17 protein-coding genes and 1 tRNA gene are annotated in these 20816 nt (G+C 61.2%); all 18 read left to right on the top strand.

What is annotated here, in order from left to right:
• The first annotated feature begins 23 nt into the window (after positions 1 to 23).
• The 18 genes from tuf (ACH2DW_RS02900) (at position 24) to ACH2DW_RS02985 (ending at position 20791) form a co-directional block, all read left to right on the top strand.
• Positions 24 to 1208 carry an elongation factor Tu gene (gene tuf / locus ACH2DW_RS02900; protein ID WP_394928210.1) on the top strand — a complete coding sequence of 395 codons (1185 nt, stop codon included), beginning with the start codon at positions 24 to 26 and terminating at the stop codon, positions 1206 to 1208.
• A gap of 104 nt (positions 1209 to 1312) precedes the next feature.
• Positions 1313 to 1477 (top strand): 50S ribosomal protein L33, encoded by a 165-nt coding sequence (rpmG, locus tag ACH2DW_RS02905; protein ID WP_394928211.1) that lies wholly within the window; start codon positions 1313 to 1315, stop codon positions 1475 to 1477.
• Between the two features lie 104 nt (positions 1478 to 1581).
• Positions 1582 to 1654, top strand: a tRNA-Trp gene (locus ACH2DW_RS02910).
• 91 nt (positions 1655 to 1745) lie between these two features.
• Positions 1746 to 2042: a preprotein translocase subunit SecE gene (gene secE, locus ACH2DW_RS02915; RefSeq protein WP_394928212.1), complete on the top strand. Its 297-nt coding sequence runs from the start codon at positions 1746 to 1748 to the stop codon at positions 2040 to 2042.
• On the top strand, positions 2039 to 3061 hold the full coding sequence (gene nusG, locus ACH2DW_RS02920) for a transcription termination/antitermination protein NusG (protein ID WP_394928213.1): 1023 nt from the start codon (positions 2039 to 2041) through the stop codon (positions 3059 to 3061). Before secE ends, nusG begins: the two co-directional genes overlap by 4 nt.
• Before the next feature lie 78 nt (positions 3062 to 3139).
• Entirely contained in the window at positions 3140 to 3565 is a 426-nt protein-coding gene (gene rplK / locus ACH2DW_RS02925) for a 50S ribosomal protein L11 (RefSeq protein WP_394928214.1), read from the top strand.
• 116 nt (positions 3566 to 3681) lie between these two features.
• Positions 3682 to 4383 (top strand): 50S ribosomal protein L1, encoded by a 702-nt coding sequence (rplA, locus tag ACH2DW_RS02930; RefSeq protein ID WP_394928215.1) that lies wholly within the window; start codon positions 3682 to 3684, stop codon positions 4381 to 4383.
• Between the two features lie 234 nt (positions 4384 to 4617).
• Positions 4618 to 5157, top strand: coding sequence for a 50S ribosomal protein L10 (rplJ, locus tag ACH2DW_RS02935; protein WP_394928216.1), 540 nt, complete (start codon positions 4618 to 4620; stop codon positions 5155 to 5157).
• A 63-nt stretch (positions 5158 to 5220) separates the two neighbouring features.
• Positions 5221 to 5595 (top strand): 50S ribosomal protein L7/L12, encoded by a 375-nt coding sequence (rplL, locus tag ACH2DW_RS02940; protein WP_394928217.1) that lies wholly within the window; start codon positions 5221 to 5223, stop codon positions 5593 to 5595.
• 425 nt (positions 5596 to 6020) lie between these two features.
• Complete coding sequence (locus ACH2DW_RS02945; protein WP_394928218.1) at positions 6021 to 9653, top strand: DNA-directed RNA polymerase subunit beta; 3633 nt, start codon at positions 6021 to 6023, stop codon at positions 9651 to 9653.
• Positions 9654 to 9755: 102 nt separating this feature from the next.
• The gene (locus ACH2DW_RS02950; protein ID WP_394928219.1) at positions 9756 to 13691 is read left to right on the top strand and encodes a DNA-directed RNA polymerase subunit beta'; all 3936 of its coding nucleotides are present in this window, start codon (positions 9756 to 9758) and stop codon (positions 13689 to 13691) included.
• A gap of 301 nt (positions 13692 to 13992) precedes the next feature.
• Positions 13993 to 14364 carry a 30S ribosomal protein S12 gene (gene rpsL, locus ACH2DW_RS02955; protein WP_394928220.1) on the top strand — a complete coding sequence of 124 codons (372 nt, stop codon included), beginning with the start codon at positions 13993 to 13995 and terminating at the stop codon, positions 14362 to 14364.
• Positions 14365 to 14372: 8 nt separating this feature from the next.
• Entirely contained in the window at positions 14373 to 14849 is a 477-nt protein-coding gene (gene rpsG / locus ACH2DW_RS02960) for a 30S ribosomal protein S7 (protein ID WP_394928221.1), read from the top strand.
• A 136-nt stretch (positions 14850 to 14985) separates the two neighbouring features.
• A complete protein-coding gene (locus tag ACH2DW_RS02965; RefSeq protein ID WP_394928222.1) occupies positions 14986 to 15423 on the top strand; it encodes a CBS domain-containing protein in 438 nt (145 codons plus the stop codon).
• Between the two features lie 260 nt (positions 15424 to 15683).
• Positions 15684 to 17786, top strand: a complete 2103-nt coding sequence (fusA, locus tag ACH2DW_RS02970; protein ID WP_394928223.1) for an elongation factor G — start codon at positions 15684 to 15686, stop codon at positions 17784 to 17786.
• Positions 17787 to 17894: 108 nt separating this feature from the next.
• Positions 17895 to 19079 carry an elongation factor Tu gene (gene tuf, locus ACH2DW_RS02975; RefSeq protein WP_394928210.1) on the top strand — a complete coding sequence of 395 codons (1185 nt, stop codon included), beginning with the start codon at positions 17895 to 17897 and terminating at the stop codon, positions 19077 to 19079.
• Between the two features lie 11 nt (positions 19080 to 19090).
• Positions 19091 to 19405, top strand: coding sequence for a 30S ribosomal protein S10 (gene rpsJ / locus ACH2DW_RS02980; RefSeq protein ID WP_394928224.1), 315 nt, complete (start codon positions 19091 to 19093; stop codon positions 19403 to 19405).
• 255 nt (positions 19406 to 19660) lie between these two features.
• On the top strand, positions 19661 to 20791 hold the full coding sequence (locus tag ACH2DW_RS02985) for a S1C family serine protease (protein WP_394928225.1): 1131 nt from the start codon (positions 19661 to 19663) through the stop codon (positions 20789 to 20791).
• Positions 20792 to 20816: the final 25 nt, after the last annotated feature.

A 20816-nucleotide genomic window follows, 5' to 3' on the forward strand; every position in this document is an offset into this window, starting at 1 on the left:
ACCCTCAGGAGTAGAGGAAGCACATGAGCAAGGAAAAGTTCGAGCGGAATAAGCCGCACGTGAATATTGGCACCATGGGTCATATTGACCATGGGAAGACGACGTTGACTGCTGCTATCTCGAAGACGCTGTCGGAGCGTGGGTTGGCTGACTTCACTGACTTCGAGGGTATTGATAAGGCGCCTGAGGAGAAGGCGCGTGGTATTACGATCTCGATTTCGCATATTGAGTACGAGACTGAGAATCGTCACTATGCCCATATTGATATGCCGGGTCATGCGGATTACATCAAGAACATGATCACGGGTGCAGCCCAGATCGATGGCGCGATTTTGGTGGTGGCTGCGACGGATGGTCCGATGCCTCAGACGCGTGAGCATGTGTTGTTGGCTCGCCAGGTTGGTGTGCCGTACATCGTGGTGGCGTTGAATAAGTCGGACATGGTTGATGACGAAGAGCTTTTGGAGCTTGTTGAGCTTGAGGTTCGTGAGTTGTTGGACGAGTACGAGTTCCCGGGCGATGATGCTCCGGTGGTGCATGTTTCGGCGTTGAAGGCGCTTGAGGGTGATTCTGGTGCTCAGGAAAAGGTCATGGAACTGATGGCTGCGTGTGATGCGTCGATTCCTGATCCTGTCCGTGAGTTGGATAAGCCGTTCTTGATGCCGATTGAGGATGTGTTTACGATCACGGGTCGTGGCACTGTGGTGACTGGCAAGGTTGAGCAGGGCATTGTCAATACTGGTGATGAGATTGAGATCGTTGGTTTGCGTGACACGCAGAAGACGACGTGTACTGGTGTTGAGATGTTCCGCAAGCTTCTTGATGAGGGCCAGGCGGGCGACAATATTGGTGCGCTGTTGCGTGGTATCGACAAAGAAGATGTTGAGCGTGGCCAGGTGTTGTGTAAGCCGGGTTCGATTACGCCGCACACTGACTTTGAGGGTCAGGTGTATGTGTTGACGAAGGATGAGGGTGGCCGTCATAAGCCGTTCTTCAACAATTACCGGCCGCAGTTTTTCTTCCGGACGACTGATGTGACGGGCACGATTGAGTTGCCGTCTGGTACGGAGATGGTGATGCCTGGTGACAACGTTGAGATGACGGTGCAGTTGGGTAAGCCGATTGCGATGGACGAGGGTCTTCGTTTTGCTATCCGTGAAGGTGGCCGCACTGTTGGTGCCGGCCGCGTCATCAAGATCATTAAGTAATCGAGTACTGACAACCCGCGGCCGGTTCGGTTCGTCCGAGCCGGCCGCTGTGTTGTCACCCGAATCTGTTCCGATTCTGGAACGAAAACGAAAGTGAGCCAGTCATGGCCAAAAGTGACAAGCGGGTCAAAGTGACCCTCGAATGTACCGAGTGCAAAGAGCGCAACTACATCACGATGAAGTCCAAGGTCAACGACCGTGAACGTCTTGAGATGAAGAAGTATTGCTCGCGTCAGCGGACCCACACGGTCCACAAGGAGACGCGCTGAACAACAGGTGAGGCAGCGAGCGCAGCACGATTCTCGGTATCTGCCGCAGAGTTTGGCCGCACTCGCCCTCTCAGGAAGCGCTGGTACCCTGGCGTTCCCTTCCGAGGGCAGTAGCTCAGCTGGTAGAGCATCGGTCTCCAAAACCGACGGTCGGGGGTTCGAGTCCCTCCTGCCCTGCCCACCTCGTGCGTCCCAACCGGGCCGCACGATTTGAACCTTCCCACCCAACCATCAGCCGAACACGAGAGAACGCAGCAACAACGTGTCAATGGACGATCTCAACCGCGAGCAGAAGCGTCAGCTTCGCAAGATGGGTGCCCTCGATGACGAGGGCAAAGCAACGCGCGCCCCGCGGCCTCAGAAGCGCCCGCAAGACCGCGTTGGGCCCCGCCAGTACCTCCGCGAGGTGCGCGAGGAAATGCGCAAGGTTGCGTGGCCGCAACGTCCCGAGGTCACCCGGTACTCCATTGTCGTCGTCATCACCGTTGTGTTCTACACGGCGCTCGTTGGTGGCTCCGACTACATATTCGGCCTGTGGTCCGAATGGTTCTACTCAGCATCGTGAGCGACGACATGACAGACGAGACCACCCCAACTGAAGCCGAGACCGGCACCGATGCGTTGGCGGCACTCGATGCCGAACTTGATTCGGTACTCGACGCAGCCGACACCAGCGCTGCCGACCTGGAAGACGCCGCCACCGAGCTGGCGGTCGACGCAGAGGCATCGAACGCTCCGGCTGACCTCCTTCCATCCGGCGACACCAACGTGCTCGCCGACGTGGACTCTGAAGCCTCGGTCGGCGACACGGTGAGTGCCGACGCGATCTTGCCATCTGGCGACACTGACGTGCTCGCTGATGACACGCACGCCGATTCCTCTACCGCGGCCGAATCAAGCGAGGCCGAATCAAGCGAGAGCGCGGCCGACGACGCAAACGTCAGCGCCGAGTCGGACGTCGATTCCAGTGCAGCTGAAACTGCTGAGGAGTCGCCAGTCGACGCAGAGCCCGAACCGTACGACGACCCGAACCTGCGCCCGGGTAAGTGGTTCGTGGTGCACACGCAGTCTGGTTACGAAAAGAAGGTCACGGCGAACCTCAACGCCCGGATCCAGTCGATGAACATGGAAGACAAGATCTACGAGATCGTCATTCCAATGGAAGAAGTCGACGAGTTCAAGAACGGCAAGAAGCAGACCGTCATGAAGAAGGTCTTCCCTGGCTACCTGCTCGTTCGTTGCCAGATGGACGACGAGACCTGGTACTGCGTGCGGAACACGCCGGGCATCACCGGTTTCGTCGGACAGGCCGTGAAGGGCCAGAAGCCCACGCCGCTCTCGCGCCGTGAGGTCAAGACCTTCCTGTCGCCGAAGACCGCAGCGCAGGCCGATGCGCCTCGCCGTAAGGCCAAGCTCGACTACGAAGAGGGCGAAAGCGTGCGCGTGAAGGAAGGCCCGTTTGCCGACTTCACCGGCGAGATCGCCGAAATCAACGCCGATCACCTCAAGCTGAAGGTCCTCGTCAACATCTTCGGTCGCGAGACCTTGGTCGAGATGGACTTCAGCCAGGTCGCCAAGCTCTGATCAGCATCACGCTGAATCATTACACCCAACCCGGCTATCACAATCGCTGAACAGAAGAAACACGGAAGAAGCAGCCTCATGGCAAAGAAAAAAGTCATCACCGTCGTCAAGATCCAGATCGAAGCAGGCAAGGCCAGCCCGGCCCCGCCGGTCGGTACGGCACTCGGCCCGCACGGCATCGCGATCATGGACTTCGTCAAGGCGTACAACGCCAAGACCGAGGCCCAGGCCGGCACGGTTGTGCCGACCGAGATCACGATCTACGAAGATCGCACCTTCGATTTTATTTTGAAGACGCCGCCGACGTCGACGTTGATCCGCGAGAAGGCGGGCCTTCAGAAGGCCGCCAACAACCCGGGTTCCGAAGTCGCCGGCAACATCACTGAGGCGCAGGTCGAAGAGATCGCCACGATCAAGATGCCTGACCTCAACGCAAACGACATGGCAGCCGCAAAGCTCCAGGTCCGTGGTACTGCCCGCAGCATGGGCATCACTGTCAGCTGAAATCGTCAGAAACGGGGTCAGACCCCGTTTCTGACCTTTCGAAACAACCAATCAACATCAACAGTCTCGACCAGCATCACCTCGGCTGGCGGACTTACTACTGAGGGAGACACCAAATGTCAGGCAAGAAGTTCACCGACGCAGCCAAGAAGTTCGACCGGGAGATGCTCTACATCCCCGCCGATGCCGTCCGGCTCGCCAAGGACACCGCAACCGCCAAGTTCGACGAGGCGATCGACGTCTCGTTCCGGCTCGGTATCGACCCTCGCAAAGCGGACCAGATGGTGCGCGGCACCGTCGCACTTCCGCAGGGAACCGGCAAAGACATCCGCGTCGCCGTGTTCGCCTCAGGCGAGGCTGCAGACGCAGCCCGTGAAGCTGGCGCCGACCTGGTGGGCGCCGACGACCTCTTCGAGCAGGTCGAGGGCGGCATGCTGGACTTCGATCTCGTGATCGCCGCACCGGACATGATGCCGCTCGTCGGCCGTCTCGGCCGTTCGCTCGGCCCGCGTGGCCTGATGCCCAACCCGAAGACCGGCACCGTGACGCCCGACGTCGCCAAGGCCGTCAGCGAGTTCAAAGGCGGCAAGGTCGAATACCGCACCGACCGGTACGGCAACGTGCAGCTCACCGTCGGCAAGGCCAGCTTCACACCCGAAGCGCTCACCGAGAATTTCTTTGCTGTCATCGACGAGATCCAGCGTGCCAAGCCGGCTTCGGCCAAGGGTCGCTACATCCAGAAGATCACCGTGTCTGCCACGATGGGGCCCGGCGTCAAGGTCGACATCCAGCGGCTCAAGCAAAACCTCGACGCCTGACGCTGCGGGGCGTTGCGCGTGGAAGTCGTGCGCGCTGTCCCTAGCATCATGTGAGTTATTCATAGGTCGCTCGCCAGAGACCGTTGGTCCGGGAATCCCGGGTAATGCCTCCTCCGAATGTTGTGAGGGGACGCCAGCCGAGGTGCATGCCAAACGAATCGAGCCTCTCGGCTCCTCGTGTGGTGTTCGCTGAACAAGCGAGCACCCCGAGTTGTAGCGAGAGGAGGAAAACATATGACAGAAGCAAACGCACCGCGGCCCGACAAGGCCGCAAAGGTCGAGGAAATCACTGCCAAGCTCACCGCAGCCAACGCAGTGTTCGTCACCGAGTACCGCGGGATGTCGGTTGGCCAGCTGGCCGACCTTCGTGCCCCGTTGCGCGCTGTTGGCGCTGAGCACAAGGTGTACAAGAACACCCTGGCCAAGCTCGCCGCCACCAACGCCGGTCTCGACGGCCTCACGGAACACCTGACCGGTCCGACTGCGCTCACCTTCGCCGCCGATGATTCGGTTGGCGCAGCCAAGGCGTTGGTCGATACGGCCAAGGCCAACCCGATGCTGGTCATCAAGGGTGGAATGCTCGGCGACGTGCCGATGTCCGCCGACGATGTCAAAGCACTGGCAAGCCTGCCGTCGCGCGAAGAGTTGTTGGCGAGTTTCGCCGGCGCACTTCAAGCACCGCTGGTCAAGACCGCTCGGCTGCTCAACGCACTGCCGAACAAACTTGCATTCGGACTCTCTGCTCTCATCGAGAAGCAGGAAGCCGAAGCCTGAACACCCCCATTTTCAGGGGTCGAACGGCCCCGCACTGAACACTGAATCGAAAGAGAGAACAACATGTCACAGGAAGAAATCCTCGACGCAATTTCCGCACTGACCGTCATTGAGCTCAAGGAGCTCCTCGACGCCTTCGAAGAGAAGTTCGATGTCACCGCAGCTGCCCCGGTGGCAGTGGCAGCAGCCGCTCCCGCAGGCGGCGGCGCTGGCGGCGAAGACGATCAGACCGAGTTCGACGTGATCCTCAACGGCGCTGGCGCCCAGAAGATCCAGGTCGTCAAGGTCGTCAAGGACCTCCTCGGCGTTGGCCTCAAGGACGCCAAGGACCTGGTCGACGGCGCCCCGAAGCCGCTGATGGAGAAGGTTGCCAAGGCCGATGCCGACGCAGCCAAGGCCAAGCTCGAAGAGGTTGGCGCAGACGTCGAAGTCAAGTGATCAAATGCAGCGTTCTGCGCTGCTGATCTGAGTCTCGACTCGAATTGATCGGAGCCCGGCTCCCGCCCTCTGTTGAGGGCGGGGTGCCGGGCTCCGTCGCGTCCGGAGAGCACGCGGTCACGGAAGTGACACCGAAGAACACCTGCTCACGTTCCGATTTTGTGGCGAAGGGCAATGGGTGCTTGACATCGGGGCGATGCTTCTTTAGCTTGTCCCGCAATTCGTTTGTGACAGTTTGTCATCGACGATTCAGACGAAATACGCTCGCAGCGCAAATTCACGCTGTCTGCGGTTGACGTTGCTCGCCCGACGTGGATAGCCTGGCATGCTGCCGTGCGTCCCCTGTTCCCTCACCCCTTCATTGGTGTGGTTCAGCGCGCCCTGCTGCCTGGCAACAATCAACATCAACTCTTTGGAGAGTGATCGTGGCGACTCGTCCCGTGTCTCGTGAACGTTATTCGTTCGGCAATCTGAAGGAGCCGCTTGAGCTCCCCGACCTCATTGCCGTCCAGCGTGAGAGCTTCCAGTGGTTCCTCGATGAAGGGCTCGCGAATACGTTCCGCGACATCAGCCCCATCAAGGACTTCTCGGAGTCGCTCCAGCTTGAGCTTGAGTTCGACCCGTTCGACGAAGACCTGCGCCCCCCGCCGAAGTTCACGGTGGAGGAGTGCAAGGAAAAGGACATGACCTACAGCGCGCCGGTCTTCGTGCGCGCTCGGTTCATGAACCGCAACACGGGCGAAATCAAAGAGCAGACCGTGTTCATGGGCGACTTCCCGATCATGACGGAGAAGGGCACGTTCATCGTCAACGGCACCGAGCGTGTCGTTGTCAGCCAGCTCGTCCGCAGCCCTGGTGTCATCTTCGAGCCGGGTGAGCGTTTCCGCCTGCGTAACCTCACCAAGCACCAGCTCGTCAAGGGCACGATCCACCCGTACCGCGGCGAATGGATGGAGTTCGACGTCGAGCACAAGCCTGGCAAGGACGTCACCGCTGGCACCCGCGTGGCCCGCAAGCGCCGCCTCGGTGTCTTCACCATGCTGCGTGCGCTCGGCTACGACGAAGAGAATGCTCCCGGCTTCCTCGACCGCTTCGTTTCGCACTTCGACTTCCTCGAAGGCCAGTGGGACAAGGAGCGCGACACAGCGCCGACCCAGGACGAAGCTCTCGTCGAGATCTACAAGCGTGCCCGCCCCGGTGAGCCGCCGACGGTCGAGTCCGCCAAGGCGTACTTCCGGAACGCGTTCTTTGAGAGCCGTCGTTACGACCTCAGCCGCGTCGGCCGCTACAAGATCAACCGCAAGCTTGGCGAAGAGATCAGCCAGCTCGGTGCGCTCTTCGGCCTCGAAGGTGCCGTCAATGGCGAAGGCGAGCCACTGCTCGACTACCCCGAGGACGACCAGAACGTGCTCAGTCGCTGTGAGGTGCTCGCCACCATCACGTACATGCTGCACTTGGTCAAGCAGGAGCCGGGTTACCGCCTTGACGACCAGGACCACTTCGCCAACCGCCGCATTCGCAGCGTCGGCGAGCTCATCCAGAACCAGGTCCGCATCGGCCTCAGCCGGATGGAACGTGTCGTCCGCGAACGCATGACGACGCAGGACGTCGAGGCAATCACGCCGCAGACGCTCATCAACATTCGTCCGGTCGTCGCAGCGATCAAGGAGTTCTTCGGAACTTCACAGCTCTCGCAGTTCATGGACCAGGTCAACCCGCTGTCGGGTCTGACCCACCGCCGTCGTCTCTCGGCGCTCGGCCCGGGTGGCCTGTCGCGTGAGCGTGCCGGCTTCGAAGTCCGCGACGTTCACTTCAGTCACTATGGCCGCATGTGTCCGATCGAGACCCCGGAAGGCCCGAACATCGGCCTGATCGGTGGCCTGTCGTGCTACGCACGGGTCAACGAGTTCGGCTTCATCGAGTCGCCGTACCGCCAGGTCAAGGACGGCAAGGTCACCGGCGACATCGTCTACATGGCCGCCGACGAGGAAGAGAACTACGTCGTCGCCCAGGCCAACACGCCGTTGAAGGACGACGGAGCCCTCGCTGACGAGCGCGTGCTCGTGCGTCGTTCGCCGCAGGCCGCCAGCCTCGAGGATCTCCGCAAGATGCTCGAAGCCGAAAGCTTCTTCGGTGCCACCACCGACATCGGCTACGTGCCGCCGGCCGAAGTCGACTTCATCGACGTCAGCCCGAAGCAGATCGTGTCGGTTGCCACGGCGCTCATTCCGTTCCTTGAGCACGACGACGCCAACCGTGCCCTCATGGGTGCCAACATGCAGCGCCAGGCTGTGCCGTTGCTCCGCGCCGAGGCGCCGTATATCGGCACCGGTATCGAGAACCGTGCGGCACGCGATGCTGCTGACCTGATCCAGGCCGACGACGACGGTGACGTCACCGATGTCTCCGGCGACGCGATCACCGTGCAGTACAAGACGCTTGGCAAGAAGGTGTACCGCCTTGCCAAGTTCCGTCGCTCCAACCAGGACACCTGCATCAACCAGCGGGTGCGAGTCAACGAGGGCGACAAGGTCCTGAAGGGCTCGATCATCGCTGACGGCCCGTCGACCGATCATGGCGAACTCGCTCTGGGCAAGAACTTGCTCGTGGCGTTCATGCCCTGGGAGGGCTACAACTTTGAGGACGCGATCATCCTCTCCGAGCGCCTGGTCAAGGACGACGTGCTCACGTCGATCCACATCAAGGAGCACGAAGTCGACGCCCGCGACACGAAGCTCGGCCCGGAAGAGATCAGCCGTGACATCCCGAACCTGAGCGACGAGATCCTCGCCGACCTCGACGACCGTGGCATCATCCGTGTCGGCGCCGAAGTCGGACCGGGCGACGTCCTCGTCGGCAAGGTCACGCCAAAGGGCGAGACCGAGCTGACACCTGAAGAGCGCCTTCTGCGGGCAATCTTCGGCGAGAAGGCTCGCGAAGTCCGTGACACCAGCCTCAAAGTGCCTCACGGCGAGGTCGGCAAGGTCATCGACGTCAAGGTGTTCAACCGTGACGACGGCGACGAGTTGCCGCCGGGTGTCAACCAGCTCGTGCGTGTCTACGTCGCTCAGAAGCGCAAGATCTCGGTGGGCGACAAGCTCGCCGGTCGCCACGGCAACAAGGGCGTCATCTCCAAGATCCTCCCGATCGAAGACATGCCGTACAACGCCGACGGCCAGCCCGTCGACATCATCTTGAACCCGCTGGGCGTTCCGTCCCGAATGAACGTGGGCCAGGTGCTCGAAGCGCACCTCGGCTACTGCGCTCGCTGGGGCTGGACCAACCCGGATGGCACCCAGATCGGCGACGATCCGATCCGCGGAACCGAGACCAAGACCCGTCCGAACACCAAGCCCGCCACCTTCGTGGCAACTCCGGTGTTCGATGGAGCGAAGTGGGATGAGGAAGAGAAGGCCGGCAAGCACCCGGTCATCCAGAACATCCTCGAGAACCTCAATGTCGAGTCTGCATCGGGCACCCGCCTGGTCGGAACCAACGGCAAGATGCCGTTGTTCAACGGCCGCACGGGCGAGCCGTACGACAACGAGATCACCTGCGGCTACATGTACATCTTGAAGCTGGCCCACCTGGTCGACGACAAGATCCATGCCCGCTCCACTGGTCCGTACTCCATGATCACCCAGCAGCCGCTCGGTGGTAAGGCCCAGTTCGGCGGCCAGCGCTTTGGTGAGATGGAAGTGTGGGCACTCGAGGCCTACGGTGCGGCGTACTGCTTGCAGGAACTCCTGACGATCAAGTCTGATGACGTGCTCGGCCGTGTCCGGGTGTACGAGTCGATCGTCAAGGGCGACAACATTCCCGAGCCGGGCGTGCCCGAGTCGTTCAAGGTGCTCATGAAGGAGATGCAGGCACTCTGCATCAACGTCGAAGTGCTCACCGAAGACGGCCAGGAGATCGAGATGCGCGACCTCGACGACGAGGTCTTCCGCGCTGCTGAAGAACTCGGCATCGACATCTCCCGCCCCGAGCGCGGCACCGACGAAGACGACGCCCGCCGCGAACGCGAAAAGGCAGAACGCGCAGGCAACTTCCGCTGAGACGAGTTGGTGCCTGGCACCAACTCGTCTGATCTCCGGAGCGGCGACGCGTCGCTCCGATGAACCCCGAACACCCAGAGCAACCGACAAAAGGGAAACCACATGCTCGACGTCAATATGTTCGACCAACTGAAGATCGGCCTCGCTGAGGCAGACCAGATTCGTAACTGGAGCCACGGCGAAGTCAAAAAGCCGGAGACGATCAACTACCGCACGCTGCGTCCCGAAAAGGACGGCTTGTTCTGCGAGAAGATCTTCGGACCGACCCGCGACTGGGAGTGCTACTGCGGCAAGTACAAGCGCGTCCGCTTCAAGGGCATCATCTGCGAGCGCTGTGGCGTTGAAGTCACGCGCTCCAAGGTGCGCCGCGATCGCATGGGCCACATCGAGCTGGCCGCCCCGGCCGTGCACATCTGGTACCTCCGTGGCACCCGGTCATGGCTCGCCTATCTCCTCGCCGGCATCGAGCCGAAGGAAGAGCTCAAGGCCAAGATGCTCGAAAAGGTCATCTACTTCGCTGCCCACCTCGTCAGCTGGGTCGACGAAGACGGCCGCCACGAAGCGCTTGCCAACCTTGAAGCCGAGTACCTCGAAGAGGTCGACGCCATCAACAAAGAACTTGAGATTGCTGTCGATCGTCGGTTCAAGGACCTCGAAGACGCCGTCAAGGCTGCTGAGAAGGACGGCGCTAAGCCTGCCGACCTGAAGAAGCTGCAGAAGGAAGGCGACAAAGAAGTCGAAGCCATCCGCGAGCGCTATGCCATCGAGCTTGACCTCGTGGCGCGCACCTGGGCCGAGTTCAAGACGCTGCACTCCCGCAAGATCATCGAAGACGAGATGTTGTGGCGCGAGATGCGCGACAAGTACGGCGAGTACTTCGAGGGCGGCACCGGTGCCGAGGCCATCAAGCAGCTCATCAACCGCATCGACTTCGACGAAGAAGAGATCAAGCTCCGCGAGGCCATCGACGTCGGCGACTCAGGTCGCAAGCCGCTCAGCGCCCAGCGCAAGCAGAAAGCGATCAAGCGCCTCAAGATTGTTGCGTCGTTCAACCGTCGCGATGAGAACGGCCGCCGCGAGAACGATCCCATGGCCATGATCCTCGACGTGGTTCCGGTCATCCCGCCGGAACTGCGCCCGATGGTCCAGCTCGACGGTGGCCGTTTTGCCACCTCGGACCTCAATGACCTCTACCGCCGTGTGATCAACCGCAACAACCGTCTTGAGCGTCTGCTCAACCTCGGTGCGCCGGAGATCATCGTCAACAACGAAAAGCGCATGCTGCAAGAAGCAGTCGACGCGCTCTTCGACAACGGTCGTCGTGGCCGTCCGGTCACCGGCCCGGGTAACCGCCCGCTGAAGTCGCTGTCCGACATGTTGAAGGGCAAGCAGGGTCGTTTCCGTCAGAACCTCCTCGGCAAGCGCGTCGACTACTCGGGCCGTTCGGTCATCGTGGCCGGCCCGACCCTTCGTCTGCACCAGTGCGGTCTGCCGAAGCTGATGGCGCTCGAGCTGTTCAAGCCGTTCGTCATGAAGCGTCTCGTTGACCTTGAGTTGGCACAGAACATCAAGACCGCCAAGCGCATGGTCGAGCGTCGTCGCCCGCAGGTGTGGGACGTCCTCGAAGATGTCATCCGCGAGCATCCCGTGATGCTCAACCGTGCGCCCACGCTGCACCGTCTCGGCATCCAGGCCTTCGAGCCCGTGCTGGTCGAGGGCAAGGCGCTCCAGATCCATCCGCTGGTCTGTACCGCCTTCAACGCCGACTTCGACGGTGACCAGATGGCCATCCACGTGCCACTGTCGGCCGAAGCCCGCGCCGAGGCGCGCGTGCTGATGCTCAGCGCAAACAACATCTTGTCGCCGGCATCGGGTCGCCCGATCGTGACCCCGAGCCAGGACCTCATCATCGGCGGCTACTACCTGACCGAGCCGATCGAGGGTGCTCGTGGCGAAGGCCGCGTGTTCCGTCACCTGTGGGAAGTCCTGCGGGCCTACGACGAAAAGACGCTCGACCTGCACGCAATCATCAAGATGCGCAAGCCGGGCGAAGAGGAGTTCGACAGCACCGCTGGTCGTCTGCTGCTCGAAGAGGCGCTCCCGCAGCGCCACCTCGATGCCAAGGGCGACGTCGCCCAGGAGAGCTACCCCGACAAGTTTGGTCACATCGACTACCTCGTCACGAAGAAGGAGATGGGTGTCATCGTTGAGCACCTCTCCGACAACTACTCCAAGGCCGAAATCGCCAAGGCGCTCGACAACATCAAGGACCTCTGCTACCGCTTCGCCACGCAGTCCGGCATCACGGTGTCGATTGACGACGTGCGGACTCCGAAAGCCAAGAAGGGCATGATGGAGGAGTACGAGCGTCAGGCCGACAAGGTCGAGACGCAGTTCCGTCGAGGCATCATCACCGATGGTGAGCGCCGTCAGCAGGAAGTCCGCATCTGGACCGATGCCACCGCCGAGGTGCAAGCTGAGATGGAGCGCGAGTTCAAAGAAGCGCAGTTCAACCCGATCGACATGATGGTCGGCTCGGGTGCCCGAGGCAACATGACGCAGATGCGTCAGATCGCCGGCATGCGTGGCCTCGTCGCCAACCCTCGTGGTGACATGATTCCTCGTCCGATCAAGTCGAACTTCCGTGAGGGCCTCGAAACCCTCGAGTACTTCATCGCCACGCCGGGTGCCCGTAAGGGCCTCGTCGACACGGCGTTGCGTACTGCTGACTCGGGCTACCTGACGCGTCGTCTCGTTGACGTCGCCCAGGAACTCATCGTCCGCGAGGAGGATTGTGGCTCGACGCTCGGCGTGTGGATCGAAAACGTTGCACCCGACACAGCCAACATTCGCTCCTACATCGAGACCAAGCTCTACGGTCGTGCGCTGTTGCAGGACACCGAGCTCGCCAAGGCGATGGAAGACGGCCGCAAGATGCTGCCGCGCAACACCATCGTCGGCGACGAGGAGATGGAAGCACTCCGCGAAGACAAAGACATCAGCCGTCTGCGTGTTCGGTCCGTACTCACGTGCGACGCTGAGCTCGGCGTTTGCGCGATGTGCTACGGCCGCTCGTTGGCAACCGGCAAGATGATCGAGCTCGGTGAGGCCGTTGGCGTCATCGCAGCACAGTCGATCGGCGAGCCCGGTACTCAGCTGACGATGCGTACCTTCCACACCGGTGGTGTTGCAGGTAAGGACATCGCTGGCGGTCTGCCCCGCGTCGTCGAGCTCTTCGAAGCTCGCACGCCGAAGGGGTCAGCTCGCCTCGCCAAGGCGACCGGCATCCTGCATCTCCGTGAAGACGAAGGCAAGGGCATCCCGGTCGTGGTCATCGACGACGCCGGCGAAGAGCACGAAGTGGTTCTGCCGCTCGGCGCTCGCCCGATCGTCCAAGACGGACAGTCGGTCAAGGCCGGCGACCCGCTCGTCGATGGTCCCTTCGATCCGAAGGAGATCATGGAGATCAAGGGCATCCGCGAGACTCAGCTCTACTTGGTGGAGGAAGTCCAGCGCGTGTACCGCGACCAGGGCGTGTCGATTCACGACAAGCACATCGAGTTGATCGTCCGTCAAATGACACGTCGCATCGGCGTCCAGGAGCCCGGTGGTTCTGGCTTCCTGCCAGGCGAGCGCGTCGACTCCAAGCGCTTCCGCGACACCAACCGTCGCATGGTCGAAGAGTCACTGCGTCCCGCCGAAGGCCGCCCAGAACTGATGGGCATCACCAAGGCATCGCTGGCCACCGAGTCATGGCTGTCCGCTGCGTCCTTCCAGGAAACCACTCGTGTGCTCACCGAAGCCGCGATCGACGGTCGCGCCGACAACCTCATCGGCCTCAAGGAGAACATCATCCTCGGCAAGCTGATCCCAGCTGGCACGGGTATGCCGAAGTACCGCGAGTTCGGTATCGATGCCCCGGACTACGAGCCGATGACGTTCTACTCGAGCGACGATGGAGTCGAAGATCCCGCAGCGTTCCTCGCAAACCTGCACGGGTCCTACGATTCCAACAAGACGACCGAGCCAATCGGCTAACGACGAGTCGGTGCCTGGCACCAACTCGTCCTGCAACGGCCCGGGTTGCGCTCATTGAGAGCGTTGCCCGGGCCGTTGCGCGTCCCGAACTCTTTCGCGCGCGGTCTCAGCAGAACGCGGGAATGGGCCAGTCCGGCGTTGCGCGATTGGCGGGCCGCTCCTAACCTTGAACGGTCCTCTCATCGGGTGTCACCAGGCATTCGGTGTACGGCGGTCGGCCACATCTGTGGCATCGACCAACTCACCCCATGCTGCGTTCTGCAACATGAACCAGCCAGTCCAGACGAACGAGGTTTCATTCGTGCCAACAATTCAACAGCTCGTCCGTCAGGGCCGCAGCTCCAAGGTCACCAAGTCGAAGACGCCGGCGCTCAAGGGCTCCCCGCAGCGTCGCGGCGTGTGCACCCGTGTGTACACCACCACCCCGAAGAAGCCGAACTCGGCGCTTCGCAAGGTTGCTCGTGTGCGCCTCAACTCCGGCGTCGAGGTCACGGCCTACATCCCCGGCGAAGGTCACAACCTGCAGGAGCACTCGATCGTGCTCGTCCGTGGCGGTCGTGTACGCGACCTTCCCGGTGTCCGCTACAAGATCATCCGCGGCGCGCTCGACGCCGTCGGCGTCAAGAACCGCAAGCAGGCTCGCTCCCGCTACGGCGCCAAGAAAGAGAAGTGAGCTGAGTCATGCCTCGTAAAGGTCCAGCACCCCGCCGCGAACTCGTTGCGGATCCCATCTACAAGAGCGTCGTCGTCACGCAACTGATCAACAAGGTCATGCTGCACGGCAAGCGCACCATCGCCGAGAAGATCGTCTATGACGCGATGGAAATCGTCCAGAGCCGCCTTGAAGGCGACGAACTGGCCATCGACAGCCTCAAGCGTGCGGTCGACAACCTCAAGCCGCCACTCGAAGTGCGCAGCCGCCGCGTCGGTGGTGCCACGTACCAGGTGCCGGTCGAGGTTCGTCCCCGTCGCGCCACGACGCTGTCCATTCGCTGGCTCGTCGACTACTCGCGGGCCCGCCGCGAAAAGACGATGGCAGAATGCCTTGCCAATGAGGTCATGGATGCATCCACCGGCCTCGGTGCGGCGATGAAGCGTCGCGACGACATTCAGAAGATGGCCGAGTCGAACAAGGCGTTCGCTCACTATCGCTGGTGATCTGAAAACGAATTGACCGAAGCCCCGGACTCCGGTCCGGGGCTTTTGTCGTTTTCGGCGGAGAGGTGGCCGGACGCGCTGCGTTCACGAGTGCACTATCGTGGTGGTTGAGGACATGACGACAAGGGGACACTTGATGAATGTGCAATCCATCCTGGCCGCCAAGGGCAATGCTGTTGCCAAGATCGCGGCCACTTCGACACTGAGCGAGGCCGTCGCCGCGCTGCGCGACCACGGCATCGGCGCACTGGTGGTCAGCGCTGATGGGAACAATATCGATGGCATCCTTTCTGAGCGCGACGTCGTCCGCTCGATTGCCAGCCACGGCGACGACACGATGCACTTGACCGTCGGCTCGGCGATGTCGAGCAATGTCATCACCTGTGCGCCTGCCGACTCGATCGACACCTTGATGGAGATGATGACCGAGCGGCGCATCAGGCACCTTCCGGTGCTCGCTCTTGATGGCGCGATCGCCGGCATCATCAGCATTGGCGACGTTGTCAAGTACCGCCTCGTCGAACTGGAGAACGAGAACAGCCAGCTGCACGATTACATCGACGGCCGAGTCTGAGGTCGCGAGCGGGTTGAACCGCTCTTCGCGAGGTGATCATCAGGAGGCCGCTGTCCTCGTCGTTGGCGCCGCTCTAACGCGTCGACTGCGTCGCCGTGAGTTGTCTGCAATCTGTTGCGACTCGGCGTTGCAGTGGGATTCTCGCCGATACACTAGACGCCCTTGTGCACGCTTGCACAAGGTCGAGACCCCCCGAGACGCAGCCCGAAACATCGGCTCGCTGCGTGATGACGCCCTTTGAGATGGAAGTGAAGTAGAAGATGGCCAAGCGAGAGTTTCCCCTGGAGCGCACCCGGAATATCGGGATCATGGCGCACATCGATGCCGGTAAGACGACCACGACCGAGCGCATCCTCTACTACACCGGCAAGAGCTACAAGATCGGTGAAGTGCACGATGGCGCAGCGACCATGGACCACATGGCCCAGGAGCAAGAGCGTGGCATCACCATCACCTCCGCTGCCACCACCTGCGTGTGGGACGACCACCGCATCAACATCATTGACACCCCGGGTCACGTCGACTTCACCATCGAGGTGGAGCGTTCGCTCCGCGTGCTCGACGGTGCCGTCACCGTGTTCGACTCGGTCGCTGGCGTCGAGCCACAGACCGAGACCGTGTGGCGCCAGGCCAACACCTACAACGTGCCGCGCATGTGTTTCGTCAACAAGATGGACCGCATCGGCGCCGACTTCTATCGCACCGTCGAGATGGTCATCGAGCGCCTCCAGGCCAACCCGCTCGTCATCCAGTTGCCGATCGGCGCTGGTGGCCCGGAGGCCGTCAAGGCCTACGCCGGCCTCGTTGACATCGTGAAGATGAAGGCCCTCATCTGGGACAACGAAGAGCTCGGAGCCACCTGGCAAGAAACCGACATCCCCGAGGACATGGTCGAGCAGGCCGCTGAGTACCGCGAAGCGATGATGGAAACCATCGCCACGCAGGACGAGGCGCTCATGGATGCCTACCTCGACGGTCAAGAGATCTCCGAAGACACGATCAAGGCCGCCATCCGCAAGGGCACGTTGGCTTTCGACTTCGTCCCGATCCTCTGCGGCTCGGCGTTCAAGAACAAGGGCGTCCAGCCCATGCTCGACGCCGTTGTCGACTTCATGCCCAGCCCGCTGGACATCCCGCCGGCACACGGCACCATCACGAAGGGCGGCGAACAGATTGATGTCTACCGCAAGGCCGACATCAATGAGCCCTTCGCTGCGCTCGCCTTCAAGATCGTTGCGGACCCGTTCGGCAAGCTCACGTACTTCCGCGTGTACTCCGGCGAAATCACCAAAGGCGAAGAGGTGTACAACTCGGTCAAGGAAGACCGCGAACGCCTCGGCCGTATCCTGCTGATGCACGCCAACCAGCGCGAAGACCTCGACGTCGCCATGGCCGGTGACATCGTTGCCGGTCTCGGCTTCAAGAACGTCACGACCGGTGACACACTGTGTGACCGCTCTGACCCGATCGTCCTCGAACGGATGGAGTTCCCCGAGCCCGTCATCCACGTGGCCATCGAGCCGAAGACGAAGTCCGATCAGGAAAAGCTGGGCAAGGCGCTCAAGTCGCTGTCCGATGAGGACCCGACCTTCCGGATCCGGTCCGACCACGAGACCGGCCAGACCGTCATTTCCGGCATGGGCGAACTGCACCTCGAGGTGCTCGTCGACCGCATGATGCGTGAGTTCAGCGTCGAGGCAACCGTCGGCAAGCCCCAGGTCGCCTACCGCGAGACGATCACCAAGGAAGTGACCAACGTCGAGTACCGCCACATCAAGCAGTCCGGTGGTACCGGTCAGTACGCCGTGGTCAAGATCAACATGGCGCCGAACCCCGGCGGCGGCTTCGAATTCGAAGACAAGATCACGGGCGGCAAGATCCCCCGTGAGTACATCAACCCGACCGCACAGGGCCTCGAAGCAGCGATGGACAACGGCGTGCTCGCCGGGTACAACACCGTCGACGTCAAGGTCTCCCTGGTGGATGGCTCGGCCCACGACGTGGACTCCTCGGAGATGGCGTTCAAGATCGCTGGCCAGCAGGCATTCCGCAAGGCCGCTGAAATGGCCAAGCCCGTGCTGATGGAGCCGATCATGAAGGTCGAAGTCGTCACCCCTGAGGACTACATGGGCGACGTCATGGGCGACCTCAGTTCCCGTCGTGGCCGCATCGGCCAGATGGAAGCTCGTGGCAATACCCAGGTCGTCAACTCCACGGTGCCGCTGTCCGAGATGTTCGGTTACAGTACCGACCTGCGTTCACGTACCCAGGGACGTGCGACGTACACCATGCAGTTCGAGGAGTACCAACAGGTGCCCGCCGCGATTGCCGACGAAATCATCAAGCGCGTCCGCGGCGAATAATCCATTCGTTCGTGACCGACGAGTCACAGTGCTCCGGCCATCCCGGCCGATAGCGCTCAAGTTCTTTGACAACCCACGATTACCGACACTGAGAGAAGAGATATTGCAATGAGCAAGGAAAAGTTCGAGCGGAATAAGCCGCACGTGAATATTGGCACCATGGGTCATATTGACCATGGGAAGACGACGTTGACTGCTGCTATCTCGAAGACGCTGTCGGAGCGTGGGTTGGCTGACTTCACTGACTTCGAGGGTATTGATAAGGCGCCTGAGGAGAAGGCGCGTGGTATTACGATCTCGATTTCGCATATTGAGTACGAGACTGAGAATCGTCACTATGCCCATATTGATATGCCGGGTCATGCGGATTACATCAAGAACATGATCACGGGTGCAGCCCAGATCGATGGCGCGATTTTGGTGGTGGCTGCGACGGATGGTCCGATGCCTCAGACGCGTGAGCATGTGTTGTTGGCTCGCCAGGTTGGTGTGCCGTACATCGTGGTGGCGTTGAATAAGTCGGACATGGTTGATGACGAAGAGCTTTTGGAGCTTGTTGAGCTTGAGGTTCGTGAGTTGTTGGACGAGTACGAGTTCCCGGGCGATGATGCTCCGGTGGTGCATGTTTCGGCGTTGAAGGCGCTTGAGGGTGATTCTGGTGCTCAGGAAAAGGTCATGGAACTGATGGCTGCGTGTGATGCGTCGATTCCTGATCCTGTCCGTGAGTTGGATAAGCCGTTCTTGATGCCGATTGAGGATGTGTTTACGATCACGGGTCGTGGCACTGTGGTGACTGGCAAGGTTGAGCAGGGCATTGTCAATACTGGTGATGAGATTGAGATCGTTGGTTTGCGTGACACGCAGAAGACGACGTGTACTGGTGTTGAGATGTTCCGCAAGCTTCTTGATGAGGGCCAGGCGGGCGACAATATTGGTGCGCTGTTGCGTGGTATCGACAAAGAAGATGTTGAGCGTGGCCAGGTGTTGTGTAAGCCGGGTTCGATTACGCCGCACACTGACTTTGAGGGTCAGGTGTATGTGTTGACGAAGGATGAGGGTGGCCGTCATAAGCCGTTCTTCAACAATTACCGGCCGCAGTTTTTCTTCCGGACGACTGATGTGACGGGCACGATTGAGTTGCCGTCTGGTACGGAGATGGTGATGCCTGGTGACAACGTTGAGATGACGGTGCAGTTGGGTAAGCCGATTGCGATGGACGAGGGTCTTCGTTTTGCTATCCGTGAAGGTGGCCGCACTGTTGGTGCCGGCCGCGTCATCAAGATCATCAAGTGAGCTGATTGACCATGGCACAGAGCATTCGCATCCGTCTCAAGGCATTTGACCATGAGATCATCGACCAGTCGACGAAGAAGATCGTCGAGACGGTGACCCGTACCGACGCCACCGTTCGTGGACCCATCCCGCTGCCGACTGACAAGCACCGCTACACGGTGATCAAGGGGCCGCACGTTGACAAGGACTCTCGCGAGCACTTCGAGATGCGCGTCCACAAGCGTTTGATCGACATCGTCGGCCCTAACGCCAAGACGATCGACAGCCTGCAGCGCATCGAGCTGCCGGCCGGTGTCGACATCGAAATCAAGATTCAGAACGGCTGAACCGTTTCGTCTGGCCAGGCGCCAGATGAAACACAGCGAATGTGAACGAGGGCGGGCCTGTGGGCCCGCCCTCGTCGCGTTTCGGCGCTGGTGGGAGCCCAGGCGCAGCGCATCAACGGGCCTGCTGCATCCGAAACGCGTCCGAGCAGCCGAGTTGTGAAACTGGTATGAACCTGCTGTCCTGATCCAGTTCACCCCTGTTCTGACCGATAGACAACAGGTATGGCATCCGAGTGGCCAACCGAACCTGTCTTCATGCTGCCCCCGCCCGCGCCCGGCGTAGCGCCGCTGCCACCAGCTCCACCTGCCTCTCGTCGTCCGCGGCGCGCCTTCTTGTTCGTTGCGCTCGTCGCGTCGGTCGCCTGGATCGCAGGCCTGACCGGGGCGTTGCTCGGGGATCAACTGTCCAACTGGCTCGACAAGCCGCCGAGCCGGGCCTCGGACGAGCCGCTCAATATCGCTGAACCCCGTGACATCATCCAAACGCGCGTCAATGTCGCCGAAGTTGCTGACTACGTGGCACCGAGTGTGGTCACGATCAGTGCCGACGTCAACGGCGGCACGTCATTGGGGACGGGCGTCATCATTTCCACCGACGGCGAGATCCTGACGAATGCACACGTCGTCGAAAACGCCACCGAGATTCGGGTGCGCCTTGCTGGCGAAACCGAACCGCGTCGGGTCAGCTTGCTCGCCGCGGATCGTGGCAACGACCTGGCGTTGCTGCGGATGAGTGGCGATGGGTTTGAGGCTGCCACGTTTGCCGATCCGGGGAGTATTCGCCTCGGCGACGAGGTCGTGGCGATCGGCTTCGCGCTGGGTCTCGACGGCGAACCGTCGGTCACGCTCGGGATTGTGTCAGCCCTCAACCGCAGCATCGGCCAGAGTGATGTCTTCCTCGACGGTCTCATCCAAACCGACGCCGCAATCTCGTCTGGGAACTCGGGTGGTCCACTGGTCAACGCTGCCGGAGAAGTCGTCGGAATCAATACCGCCGTCGCCCGCGACACATCCACGACGTCGGCAACGAACGTGGGTTTTGCAATTTCAGTGACCGAGGCGCTGCCGATCGTCGAGGCGCTGCGTGCACAGGCCGACGGAGCGTTGCGTCGAGAGGCCTACTTCGGTGTCGGGCTCGAGGATCGTCGCGACGGCGGTCAAGGAGTCATCGTCACCGGTGTGGAGGCCGACACGCCCGCAGCGGCTGCTGGAGTCGTTGGTGGTGATTTGATCGTTGCCGTCGACGGGTCCACCACTGATGGTTCGGCCGGAGTCATCGCTGCGATTCGCGATCGCGAGGCAGGCGACACGATTGACATCACGCTGGTCCGTGACGGTGAGTCCATCGAGGTCACCGTCGAGTTGATCGAACGCCCCGACAACTGACCAGTCGCACGCGGGTCGATCCGTT

It is taken from the genome of uncultured Ilumatobacter sp., from assembly GCF_963980585.1.
GTDB lineage: Bacteria > Actinomycetota > Acidimicrobiia > Acidimicrobiales > Ilumatobacteraceae > Ilumatobacter_A.